The sequence below is a fragment of the Algicola sagamiensis DSM 14643 genome (genome assembly GCF_000374485.1).
Classification (GTDB): domain Bacteria; phylum Pseudomonadota; class Gammaproteobacteria; order Enterobacterales; family Alteromonadaceae; genus Algicola; species Algicola sagamiensis.
In genome coordinates this window covers 1-13,009 of record NZ_KB894496.1, presented here as the reverse complement: position 1 = coordinate 13,009, position 13,009 = coordinate 1, and the positions used below count along the sequence as shown (strand labels likewise).

Here is a 13,009-nt window from a genome sequence, read left to right as displayed (position 1 = left end):
GATTGGAGCGCTTACCGATAAAATCTTTTAGCTGTATATACTTATTGCAATTTCTCGTCAAGCTCTGCAATTTTGGCTTTCCAAATTGCTGGGCCTTGATCATGCGCGTTTTGCCCTTGACTGTCCACTGCCACAGTCACTGGCATATCCTCAACTTCAAATTCATAAATTGCTTCCATTCCCAGCTCTTCAAACGCAACAACACGTGCTTTTTTAATGGCTTTCGCAACGAGATAAGCTGCGCCACCAACGGCCATCAAATAGACCCCTTTATGCTTTTGAATGCTCTCAACTGTTGCAGGCCCACGCTCTGCCTTCCCAATCATGCCCATCAGTCCAGCTTGATCAAGCATCATCTCTGTAAACTTATCCATCCGTGTAGATGTCGTCGGGCCAGCTGGACCAACAACCTCATCACGCACAGCATCCACTGGTCCAACGTAATAAATAAAGCGATCTTGAAAATCGACACCGTTTGGTAGCGGTTCACCGTTTTTCAGCAACTCCTGGATCTTCTTATGCGCTGCATCACGACCTGTAAGAATTTTTCCAGATAACAGTACTGTTTCACCCATCTTCCACTCTTGAATATCAGCTTTGTTCAGCGTATCGACATTCACGCGGCGAACATTTTCCCCAACCTCCCAAGTGACTTCTGGCCAATCTTCCAGCTTTGGTGCTTTCAAATCCGCAGGGCCAGAACCATCTAAAGTAAAATGTACATGTCTTGTCGCTGCACAGTTTGGGATCATCACGACTGGTTTTGATGCCGCATGGGTTGGTGCGCTTTTCACTTTTATATCAACAACCGTTGTTAAACCACCAAGACCCTGCGCACCGATACCAAGCTTATTGGCACGTTCAAATATTTCAAGGCGGAGTTTTTCTTCTGTTGTTTCTGCTCCTTTTTCCATGAGTTCATGAATATCGACCGGATCCATGAGTGATTCTTTTGCCAATACCGCAGCTTTTTCTGCTGTACCACCGATGCCAATCCCCAGCATACCAGGTGGACACCAACCAGCACCCATCGTCGGTAGTGTTTTTTCAACCCAATCCGCAATGGAGTCAGATGGATTGAGCATCACCATTTTCGTTTTATTCTCAGAGCCGCCACCTTTGGCTGCGATCATCACTTCGACTTCGTTACCTTCAACCAGATCAATGTGCACGACAGCAGGCGCATTGTCTTTCGTATTTTTACGTGCACCAGCAGGATCCGCAACAATTGATGCTCGCAGTGGGTTATCCGGATTGCTATAGGCACGACGCGTGCCCTCGTCAACCATCTGCTGGACAGTCATGTCCGTTTTATCCCATTGCACATTCATTCCCACTTTGACAAAGCAGGTAACAATGCCCGTGTCTTGGCAAATCGGCCGGCGACCTTCTGCTGACATTCGGCTGTTAATAAGAATTTGTGCGATTGCATCTTTTGCGGCCTGACTTTGTTCTTTGTTGTAGGCCTTTTCGAGTGCTTGAACAAAATCAAGCGGGTGGTAATAAGAGATATATTGAAGCGCATCCTCGATGCTTTCAATCAAGTCTTGCTGACGGATCAATGACATTTTTTTGCCCTTCCACTGCGATTGCGCGCATGCTCACGCAAAAGCATCATGATATTTATCGTGAAAATAAGTTGCTTATGATACCCTTTGCGCTGCTTCGCTTCCAGAGCGCAATTAGAATTCAAAGTGGATGACGTCAGTCGTTATCCTATCGTTGAATGGCATTTTTCCTGAGGCAGAAAAAAGAATGACGCAAACTGTTTATAATTGCACCACAACGCTGAAAAATTTGCGTATGTGTGACCTTTTCGCTCATTTTGAACAACAACCCTGGTCGATGTTTCTCGACTCTGCCAATGCAGATCATCCCTGTAGTCGTTTTGATATGATTGTGGCAAGCCCAGTTGCAACAATCACTGTAAAAAATCAGCAAACCATCGTCTGTGACCAAGGCCAAGAAGAAGTTTCAGAGCACCCGGCACCATTGGACAGGCTTCAAGCACTTATCGACAAATATCAACACTTGAATGTTCCAGTTAACAGCTCAATTGAGTTACCGGTAACCACTGGTGCTTTTGGTTATCTTGCCTATGACTTTGGACGCCGTTTAGAAAAGTTACCTTCCCTAACGGCCCAAGATATCTCCATGCCGGATTTAGCATTTGGCATATACGAATGGTCTTTGATCCGTGATAACCAAACAGGGCAAACCTACCTTTGCTGCCAAAATGAAATGCAAAAAACTGCATTATTAAAAAAGCTGACACAGCCCCACTTACAGAATCAAGATTTCTCGATTGGTGACTGGCAAGCCAATATGACAGAAGCAGAATACCAAACACGCTTCAATCAGGTCCAAGACTATTTACACAGTGGCGATTGTTATCAAATTAATCTGGCACAACGTTTTTCTACTGATTTTAGCGGGAGTGAGTGGCAAGCGTATCAAATACTTCGAGCACACAATCAAGCACCTTTCTCAGCATATATTCGCTTAGAAGAAGGATGTATTTTAAGTGTATCTCCTGAGCGGTTTGTTCAGGTTTTTGGCCAAGATGTGGAAACGAAACCAATTAAAGGGACTCGCCCACGCTTTGCTGAGAAAGAAGCAGATCAACGCTCAGCACAGCAACTCGCCTATTCAGCAAAAGATCAGGCCGAGAATGTCATGATTGTCGACTTATTGCGAAATGATTTAGGTCGTGTATGTCAGCCCGGTACCGTAAAAGTCCCTGCTTTATTTGAAATCGAAAGCTTCCCATCCGTTCATCATCTGGTCAGTACGGTAACTGGCAAACTCGGTTCTGATAAACAAACAACGGATTTACTTCACGCTGCGTTTCCTGGTGGCAGTATCACTGGAGCACCAAAGATTAGAGCGATGGAAATTATCGAATCCCTTGAACCCCATCACCGATCCATATATTGTGGTTCCATCGGCTATTTGGGCTTTAATGGTCACATGGATACCAGTATTACAATACGCACATTGGTCTGCCACAAGCAACAGATCCATTGCTGGGCTGGCGGTGGCATTGTTGCAGACAGCCAATCAGCATCAGAGTATCAGGAAACCTTCGATAAAGTTCGCAAGATCTTGCCTGTCCTCAAACAGACAGGGAAGATGAGCAACGTTTCTTAAGGTATCTGCGCGAATCAAGAGAGGGGTTATGGACAGGCAAACATTTTTAACACATTACAATTTGCACCAATATCCAGATGAACACCTCACCCCCTTTCGTTTTCCAGATCCTGCGAAAGCTGCGGTACTTGTCGCACTTCGAGAAACTGATGACCAATTGGAAGTGATCCTGACACGTCGTGCAGCTCACCTGAGGACACATGCAAACCAAATCAGTTTTCCGGGTGGAAAAATCGACTCCGGTGAAACTGTCCAGGAAGCTGCCGTTCGTGAAGCCTGGGAAGAAATAAGGCTTTCTCCTGATTTTATTGAACTCCGTGGTGAGCTGCCTTCTTTTCAAACTATTTCTGGGTTTGAGTTGTTCCCGGTTATCGGTTTTGTCGACCCTAAAGCCACGTTTGAGCCTCAAGAAGATGAAGTTGCTGAAATCCTAGTTGTTCCTTTTCAGCACTTTTTAGCGCACGAATCACACTATACTCACAACTATAAGCATGGTTCACATCAATACGACCTCCATTTTTACCCATATAAACATTATCTTATTTGGGGTGCAACGGCAGCTGTACTCCACCAACTGGTCCTACAAGTTACAAAACACGACCGTTATCATCCAAAATTAATTACATTATGAGAAAATTTGGCATATGATGTCGCGTTTGATGACACCAATTTGAGTCCATGATCTGCCAGACAATCAGATCACTTGATAAGAGACATACTTTTTTATGATTAGTGTATTCGACATGTTCAGTGTTGGAATTGGACCTTCGAGCTCCCATACTGTTGGCCCAATGCGCGCTTCCAAACTTTTCACCGTAGACCTGGAAGACGCTGATCTGCTCTCAAAAACAACACGTGTTCGCGTAGAACTATTTGGCTCTCTTGGCCAGACTGGTATCGGCCATGGGACAGGTAAAGCCGTGATCCTCGGTCTTGCTGGATATGAACCAGAAACTATTGATACTTCTATCGTTCCTGAAGTTCTAACAACAATTGACAAAAAAGAAGAAATTTCACTTTTAGATAAACACGCTGTCGCATTTCCTAGACAAAACGCTATTGTGTTCCATCGTCGTAAAACACTCCCTCAACATAGTAATGCGATGACCATCGAAGCCTATGCTGATGAAGAAGTGATATTCTCTCAGACATATTTTTCGATTGGGGGTGGTTTTATTGTTCGCGCAGATCAATTTGAACAGGAAAAAGAAGCGGCGGTAGAGCTACATAATCAGATTGAACAACCCTATCCTTTTGAAACAGGCAACGAGCTGCTTCAAAGAACCAAAGAGTCTGGCTTGAGTATTCCTGCGGTGATGATGGCGAATGAACGCTGTCTCCGTGACGAAAAGGATGTTCGCGCGCAGTTAATGCATATCTGGAAAGTCATGGATCAGTGCATTGCAACGGGGATCAAAACAGAAGGGATTTTACCCGGTGGCCTGAAAGTCATGCGCCGCGCACCTTGCCTTTACCGAAAGCTGGAAAGCGAGAAAGGTAAAGACCCATTATACGCGATGGATTGGGTCGATTTATTCGCCTTAGCTGTAAATGAAGAAAATGCAGCAGGTGGGCGTGTCGTCACCGCGCCAACCAATGGTGCTGCTGGGATCATTCCTGCTGTCTTAAAATATTTCGATAAGTTTGTTCGTCCAGTCGACGAAGATACTGTCACTCGCTTTATGCTGACCGCCGCTGCGATCGGTATCCTATACAAGAAAAATGCCTCCATATCTGGCGCCGAAGTGGGCTGTCAGGGTGAAGTCGGTGTCGCATGCTCTATGGCAGCAGGCGCGCTGACAGAAATCATGGGGGGCACACCCATTCAAGTGGAAAATGCCGCAGAGATTGGAATGGAACATAACCTTGGACTCACTTGTGATCCGGTTGGCGGTTTGGTTCAGGTCCCTTGTATCGAACGAAATGCAATGGGCGCAGTCAAGGCAATCAACGCTTCACGTCTCGCACTTCGTGGTACTGGTGAGCAAAAGGTTTCCCTGGATAAGGTCATTAAGACGATGTGGGATACTGGAAATGACATGAAGACTAAATACAAAGAAACTGCACGTGGCGGACTTGCGGTCAATATTATCGAGTGTTAAACAACTTGTCCTCACAACATTGAGGAATGCACAAACAGCATTCCTCTTCCTCGCCTTCTCAATCTTCAATCTACCGCACTGGTAATGTCGTCGTGCTGAACAATTTATCAATTTCTTCCTGGCTTCGCATCATACTCGCTCTTTCAACGACATCTCGTGTTAAGTGAGATGCAAAACGCTCAATAAAGTCATACATATATGTACGAAGAAAGTTCCCTTTACGAAAGCCGATCATGGTCGTACTTGCTTCAAATAAATGCGATGCATCAATGAGCACTAAGTCATCGTCTAGCTCTGGATTAACCGCCATCGATGCGACAACACCAATACCAACACCCAGTCGAACATATGTTTTAATCACATCCGCATCTGTTGCTGTAAATACGATTTGTGGCTCAAGTCCATGCTCATTGAATGCGCGGTCAAGCTCAGATCGTCCAGTAAAACCAAAGACATAAGTCACAATTGGGTGCCTTGCAACTTCCTCGATCGTGATTTTGTGTTTGATATTCGCCAATGGGTGGCTTTTATTCACAATGATGCTGCGATTCCAGTGGTAGCAGGGCAATAACACAAGGTCGTTATATAAATGCAGTGCTTCTGTTGCAATCACAAAATCTGCATCGCCACGAACTGCTGCATCACTGATTTGCTGTGGCGTCCCTTGATGCATATGCAGAGAAACTTTCGGATAGCGCTGCATAAAGCCCTTGATCACATCAGGGAGTGCATATCTTGCTTGTGTATGCGTGGTCGCAATATTGAGTTTTCCCTGATCTGGCAAAGTGTGCTCATTCGCGACAGCTTTGATGTTTTCGGCTTTGGAAAGAATTTGCTGTGCAATTTCAATAATATCTTTACCTGCTGGGGTCACATGGGTCAGGTGTTTTCCACTGCGTCCAAATATCTGGACACCAAGTTCATCCTCAAGCATCCGAACCTGTTTGCTGATCCCGGGTTGAGAGGTATAAAGGCTATCGGCCGTGGCGGAGACATTTAGGTTATGATTCAGGACCTCGACAATGTATTTCAATTGCTGCAGCTTCATCTGGTGTTAGCTCTTCTCTGATTATTCTAAAAATATATACATATCCTCCAGTCTATTCCAATTCATTTTTAATGAGAACTCCATTTGTCGATTTTATTTCAATTTTATGGCGCAAAACTGAGAAACAGAAAATACCTGTATGAGTCACGCACCCCGATTTAAATAATAAATGCCTATACTCAATAAAAGTATATCGAATCATGCTGCGCTGCTTTCACAAGGATATCGTAAGATGATTAATTTTCCGGCTGTTTTAGCCTCCTCCATTCATGATATGAAAAACTCACTCTTTATGTTGATCCAATCGGTAGACAACCTAAGCCAGATGTTGGAGGAAAAAGATTCGGTCCAAGGCCAGGAACTCGCAAAACTCCATTATGAAGCATCCCGTTTAAACAGTAATCTTCTTCAATTACTCGGCTTATATCGGGCAGATATCGATCAACTGCCATTTACGATTGAAGAGCATTTTCTTGATGACTTAATCGAAGAGTCCGTTTTTAAAAATCAGCTTTATATTGAGCATCATAATATCCATGTCAATTTTGATATTGATCCAGATATTTCTTGGTATTTTGATTATGATCTTGTCAGTCACCTCATCAATGATGCTGTCATCAATGCCTTACGCTATTGCAAAGATAAGATACAAATCTCCTGTCATATCTTTGAGAACGAGCTTCATATATCAGTCGAAGATGACGGGCGTGGTTACCCAGAAGACATGATGGCATCCTACGAAAAACCTATGGAAACCCTTGATTTTTCCACGGGTCGCACCGGGCTAGGAATATTCTTTGCTCGCTTGATTGCGGAGTCCCATGAAAATCATGAACATCGTGGGAAAATAGTATTAAGTAATAACAGCGATTTAGGTGGCGGTGTCTTCACAGTAGTACTACCCTAAGAATAAGAAATTATGTAGTATGTTTAGATCTTTTTTGAACTAACACAGTCACGTTGTAGGAAGCCAGATGATCATCACCATTGTCATCGTATTAATTATCGCATTGATTATTGTCGCAATTGGCGTCAACGCCGCTCAGCAACATAAATCAAAAGTGGATGCTGAGCGACGGCAGGAAACTGCGAAGCACAAAGCAGTCATTGAGGAAACAGAAGACATCCTCATGAACACCGCCAATATCCCAATGTCCAGTAATTTGGTCATGATCCTGCACAAACGGATTTTTGATGCCATCAAATCGATGAGCGAGCTCAACCCTGAAAGCAAAGAGTTAGCAAATCGTCTCCAAGATGCAAAGCAGGTTCTTGAAAATCCAGATCCAAACGCCGCCCAAGAATCGAAGTCTGATGCGATAGCGATGCCTGATAATGACAAGCAGATCATAGCGATGTTACAAGGTATCAAAAAGCTAAGAACCATCCTCCGCTCAGAACACAGCAAAGGAAAGCTGGATACGCAAGTATTTATGAACGAAGAAAAACGTCTAGAGCGCATCCAACTTCGAATCAATGTCGATAGCCAAATGAAGCGTGGGAAGGCCGCTTTATCTTCTGGCATGGTTGGTTCTGCCCGCCAATATCTGGAAAAAGCTTTGACCACCTTAGAAAGTCAAACCTACTCCGATGATTATATTTCCTCCCGTAAAGCAGAGTGTGAGGAAATTCTTAGCCGAATAGCGGATGACCTGAAAAATGCGAATAAGGCTGCCAGAGAGAAGAAGGAAGAATCAGAAAAGGACGAACTCGACGAATTATTTGCACCGAAGAAAAAGTGGTGACCATAGGTTTCTATTGAAACAACTCCCAAATTAACGCGGATAGCCGTCAAGATTTACAATAAAAAAGCCAGGTTCAACCTGGCTTTTTTATTTCGAAACATGAAAACGCACTAAGCAGACTTTTTACGTTTCACTTTTTCCTGCTCTTCCCATTTTCCATCTTTGAAGTGTGCAGTCCATCCTGTTGGCTTTCCTTCAACTTCACTCATTACGTATTGCTCTTTCGACTTACGCGAATAACGGACGATTGCAGGGTTACCATACGGATCTTCTGCTGGTGCATCTGCAAGATAATAGAACTTCGGTGAGATACGATCTCTAAACCGTGAAAGTTCTGCAACCTGTGGTGCACGTGTCTCTCTCGATTTGGGGAATGTATGCGCAGCAAGAAAAATCCCAGACGCACCATCACGTAATACAAAATGCGCGTCTGATTTTTCACACGGCAACTCTGGTAATGACACAGGATCTTCTTTCGGTGGCGCAGGTTCACCATTTTTGAGCAATTTACGCGTATTCTTACATTCGCTGTTTGTACAATCGAAGTATTTCCCAAAACGGCCAGACTTCAGCTGCATCTCAGATTGACAACGGTCACACTCAATCACCGGGCCATCATAGCCTTTGATCTTGAACTGACCTTTTTCTATTTCCGTACCATCGCAAAGTGGATTATTCCCGCAAACGTGGAGCTTGCGCGTCTCGTCAATCAGGTAGTTATCCATGGACGTACCACACTTTTGACAGCGACGACGGCTCATTAATGCCTGCGCTTCTTCCTCATCATCCACCGCAACTGCTTCTTCTCCTGGAATGAGATTCATCGTTGTCGTACAGCGCTCCTTCGGTGGGAGTGAATAGCCTTCACAACCGAGGAAAACACCTGTCGATGCTGTTCGGATCCCCATTTTTCGGTTACAGGTTGGACAGTCAATGTCTGTTGGAATGGACTTATTCGTTCGCATCCCGCCTTCTTCAGGATCTTGTGCGGCTTGATCCAACTTGATAGAAAAATCATCGTAGAAATGATCAAGGACATCTTTCCAATCAAGCTTGCCTTCCGCAATTTCATCCAGCTGGGTTTCCATATTTGCGGTGAAATCGAAGTTCATCAAATCTGAGAAGTTTTCAATCAAGCGATCATTGACAATTTCGCCCATTTTCTCTGCAAAGAAACGACGACCTTCTGTACGGACATATCCGCGATCCTGGATCGTGGAAATAATGCTCGCATATGTTGAAGGACGACCGATCGCTCGTTTTTCCAGCTCTTTTACGAGTGATGCTTCATTAAATCGAGCTGGTGGCTTCGTAAAATGCTGCTTTGGATCCAACATTTGCAGATTCAATGTATCATTGACTGCCAGAGGAGGCAGAACAGAATCTTGTTCCCCTTTTTTCCCTGCTGGCGGTTGCACTTTCGTCCAACCATCAAAACGAAGGACACGACCCTTTGCTTTGAGTTCGTATTCACCCGCAGTGACTGTCACTGTGGTTGCATCGTACTTTGCAGGCACCATCTGACAAGCAACAAACTGTCGCCAAATCAACTCGTATAAACGCTTCGCATCTGCATCCTGACCTTTTAGGTCACCACTCATGACAGTGACATCAGAAGGACGAATCGCTTCGTGTGCTTCCTGCGCATTCCCCTTACTTGAGTAAGAATTTGGCTTCTCTGGTAAATACTTCGCACCATACTTATCTGTGACATAGTCGCGACAACCTTGAATCGCATCGGCACTCAAAGCGGTCGAGTCGGTTCTCATATAAGTGATATAACCAGCTTCATACAGCTTCTGCGCCATCATCATGGTTTTCTTGACACCAAATCCAAGCCTTGTACTTGCAGCTTGCTGCAATGTCGACGTGATAAACGGTGCTGAAGGTCTGCTAGATGTCGGTTTTTCTTCAACCTGCGTTACCTGATATGGCAGGAATTGCAGTTGTTGAACCGCAGCAAGCGCCTGTTGTTCATTCACCAGTTTGACCGTTTTGCCATGATGCTTCGTCACTTCCATACGCAATTGTGCATCAGCCTGCGTCGTCAGCTCTGCATGAATATCCCAGAATTCTTCTGGTACAAACGCTTTGATTTCTCGCTCACGCTCGACAATCAATCGTACAGCGACAGATTGAACACGACCTGCTGACAGACCTCGCGCGATTTTCTTCCACAAAAGTGGAGAAACCATAAAGCCGACAACACGGTCAAGGAAGCGTCGAGCTTGCTGCGCATTCACACGGGATTGATTAATATCCCCCGGCATTGAGAATGCTTGTTGAATTGCACTTTTCGTAATTTCATTGAAGACGACACGTTTATATTTTTCGTCGTCGCCGCCAATAAGCTCTTTTAAATGCCAGGCAATAGCTTCTCCTTCACGGTCCAAATCGGTTGCGAGAAAGATTTCATCAGCATCTTTTGCAAGGGCTTGGAGCTCTTTCACAACCTTTTCTTTGCCAGGCAACACTTCATATTGTGCTTGCCAGGAGTCCACCGGGTTGATGCCCATTCGTGCAATCAACGCATTAAACTCGCGTTCTTTTTTAACACGTGCTTTTTCTTCATCAGAAAGGCCACGAACTGATGGCGCACGTTTTCCTGTCTTGGTCTGAGATGACGATGTTGGCAAGTCTCTGACATGTCCGACACTCGATTTAACAACAAAATCTTTCCCCAAGTATTTATTGATTGTTTTAGCCTTCGCAGGTGATTCAACAATGACTAAAGACTTGCCCATAATTCCTCAAATTTTTTGAATCTTAAAATACTGCTACACGTGATATAAGGGAGGTTGATTTGAATATCAACCCCTCATTTAGGTCTGTGACCCTTCTCTAGGTATATCTTTAAATACGATGTGATACAAGATCGCCAAACGAATTCTAACGACAAATTTCATCCTCGCAAGAATTATTAGTATAATGTGTGCCGCTTGTCTTAATTTCGACCTGATCAAGACAGAAAATTTTCAAGACCTGTTTTAAGAGGCAGTTTAATGAAGCAATTTGAAGCAAATTTTGATGGTCTGGTTGGACCAACACACAACTACGCAGGACTTTCTACCGGGAATGTTGCATCGCAATCGAACGCAAGCAACGCCTCAAGTCCAAAACAAGCGGCGAAGCAAGGCCTACAAAAAATGAAAGCGCTTCACGATCTGGGCATGGTTCAAGGGGTCCTTGCACCGCAAGAACGACCAGATTTGTATGCACTTCGTCGGCTCGGATTTACGGGTTCGGATAAAGACGTTTTAGAAAAAGCAGCAAAGCAAGCACCAGAAATTCTACGTGCGTGTTGCTCTGCTTCCAGTATGTGGACAGCTAATGCAGCGACCGTTTCACCAAGTGGTGACACACTAGACGGGAAAATCCACTTTACACCAGCAAACTTAACCAATAAGTTTCACCGCTCACTTGAGCCTGAAATTACCGGAAATATCCTCAAAGCAATCTTTGCTGACGAGAAACACTTCGCGCATCACCAACACCTCCCTGATAATGAGCATTTTGGTGATGAAGGGGCAGCCAATCATACCCGTCTTTGTGCAGGTTATGGTGAGCAAGGGGTCGAATTGTTCGTTTATGGACGCTACGCATTTAAAAAAGGAATGCCTGAACCACAAAAATATCCGGCACGCCATACTTATGAAGCATGTGAGGCTGTAGCACGCTTACATGGTCTAAATCCAAATAAAGTTGTCTACATCCAACAAAATCCAGATGTGATTGATCAGGGTGTATTCCACAATGACGTCATTTCTGTCGGTAACCAGAATGCGCTGTTCTATCATGAGCAAGCATTCTTGAATACAGATGCAGTTCTGGCTGAGATCCAACAAAAGTTTGGTGATAGCCCGCTTCACTTCATCAAGGTGTCGACGGATGATGTTTCTGTGGAAGAAGCGGTAAAAACTTACCTGTTCAATACACAAATCATCACAAAACCAAGTGGTGAAATGGCGATTATCGCACCAATGGAGTGTAAAGAAAGTGATGCAGTTTCCAGTTATCTGGACCGTCTTGTCACTTTGGATACGCCGATCAAGCAAGTGCACTACTTTGATGTCAAACAAAGCATGCAAAATGGTGGTGGGCCTGCATGTCTCCGTTTACGCGTTGCAATGAACGAAGCTGAGTACAATGCAGTGAATCAAAGAGCGTTGATGTCTGATGCGTTGTTTGCTGACCTCAATCAATGGGTCGACAAACACTATCGCGATGTCCTGACAGAAGACGACTTGCGTGATCCACAGCTTGTCACAGAAAGTCGCCAGGCACTTGATGAGTTGACACAGATCATGAATCTAGGCTCTGTTTATACTTTCCAGAAGTAAAGCTTAGCCAGAAGTAAACTTTGGCCTACCAGATGGAGCCATGGCTCCATCTGATTTATGTCTGATCAACAGCCCCTAAATCGTTAGCTCATTGAGCGCTGCTTTGGCAATAATGTCACTCCTATCCTTGTATCGATGACTATTTTTGACGACAGTATCAATATGGGACACGAGAAGATCGCCAAGCTAATATTGATGCGTTTTTGTTTTCCAACCACTTCGTCAATTTCAATATCAACATATGCCCATTCGGTAAAATCACAATATTCTAGGTCTTGTGAATAATCAATTTGATTGGCCTGTGAGATGTTTACAATGAGCTATAGTCAAATCTGGTGTATGACATGATCATGCAGCACCCTGTTGATCATCCGACGTTACTTTTTCTCCATCCTTGAATTCGATCCCTGCAATGACATCCGCTAGAAGGCGGTAGCCTCTCAATCGACGCCATTTATTTTGTGCGGTTACCAGCAGCTTATAAGCCATCGCCAGTGTCGTTTTTCGACTGCCACCATGCTTACTTTTCGTGGTTCTTAAACGAACCGTCGCAAACACGGACTCGATTGGATTTGTCGTTCGAATATGTTGCCAGTGCTCCGCTGGAAAGTCGTAAAAGGCCAA

Annotated in this window: 10 protein-coding genes; 6 read left to right on the top strand and 4 right to left on the bottom strand. The window is 44.4% G+C overall.

The features are described 5' to 3' along the window. Positions 1–41 precede the first annotated feature (41 nt). On the bottom strand, positions 42–1,568 hold the full coding sequence (locus C505_RS0110375) for a fumarate hydratase (RefSeq protein ID WP_026317884.1): 1,527 nt from the start codon (positions 1,566–1,568) through the stop codon (positions 42–44). Between the two features lie 130 nt (positions 1,569–1,698). Between C505_RS0110375 and pabB the strand changes: the two genes are divergently transcribed. The 3 genes from pabB to C505_RS0110360 all read left to right on the top strand — a co-directional run bounded on the left by pabB (position 1,699) and on the right by C505_RS0110360 (position 5,252). After that, on the top strand, positions 1,699–3,150 hold the full coding sequence (gene pabB / locus C505_RS0110370) for an aminodeoxychorismate synthase component I (RefSeq protein WP_018692549.1): 1,452 nt from the start codon (positions 1,699–1,701) through the stop codon (positions 3,148–3,150). Between the two features lie 28 nt (positions 3,151–3,178). Beyond that, the gene (locus C505_RS22035; RefSeq protein WP_018692548.1) at positions 3,179–3,781 is read left to right on the top strand and encodes a CoA pyrophosphatase; all 603 of its coding nucleotides are present in this window, start codon (positions 3,179–3,181) and stop codon (positions 3,779–3,781) included. 94 nt (positions 3,782–3,875) lie between these two features. Beyond that, the gene (locus tag C505_RS0110360) at positions 3,876–5,252 is read left to right on the top strand and encodes an L-serine ammonia-lyase (protein WP_026317882.1); all 1,377 of its coding nucleotides are present in this window, start codon (positions 3,876–3,878) and stop codon (positions 5,250–5,252) included. A 70-nt stretch (positions 5,253–5,322) separates the two neighbouring features. On the opposite strand, the gene cysB is transcribed toward C505_RS0110360, so the two are convergent. Further along, positions 5,323–6,300, bottom strand: a complete 978-nt coding sequence (gene cysB, locus C505_RS0110355; protein WP_018692546.1) for an HTH-type transcriptional regulator CysB — start codon at positions 6,298–6,300, stop codon at positions 5,323–5,325. 232 nt (positions 6,301–6,532) lie between these two features. On the opposite strand from cysB, the gene C505_RS0110350 reads away from it, so the two are divergent. Both C505_RS0110350 and C505_RS0110345 read left to right on the top strand, forming a co-directional pair. Further along, positions 6,533–7,207, top strand: a complete 675-nt coding sequence (locus tag C505_RS0110350; protein WP_040439769.1) for a sensor histidine kinase — start codon at positions 6,533–6,535, stop codon at positions 7,205–7,207. Positions 7,208–7,274: 67 nt separating this feature from the next. Beyond that, positions 7,275–8,045 (top strand): hypothetical protein, encoded by a 771-nt coding sequence (locus C505_RS0110345; protein ID WP_018692544.1) that lies wholly within the window; start codon positions 7,275–7,277, stop codon positions 8,043–8,045. 110 nt (positions 8,046–8,155) lie between these two features. Here C505_RS0110345 and topA read toward each other — a convergent pair whose 3' ends face one another. Next, a complete protein-coding gene (gene topA / locus C505_RS0110340; RefSeq protein WP_018692543.1) occupies positions 8,156–10,789 on the bottom strand; it encodes a type I DNA topoisomerase in 2,634 nt (877 codons plus the stop codon). 258 nt (positions 10,790–11,047) lie between these two features. Between topA and astB the strand changes: the two genes are divergently transcribed. After that, positions 11,048–12,385, top strand: coding sequence for an N-succinylarginine dihydrolase (gene astB, locus C505_RS0110335; protein WP_018692542.1), 1,338 nt, complete (start codon positions 11,048–11,050; stop codon positions 12,383–12,385). Between the two features lie 348 nt (positions 12,386–12,733). On the opposite strand, the gene C505_RS22030 is transcribed toward astB, so the two are convergent. After that, positions 12,734–13,009, bottom strand: a 276-nt coding sequence (locus tag C505_RS22030; protein WP_018692541.1) for a transposase, incomplete at its 5' end; no start/stop codon positions are given.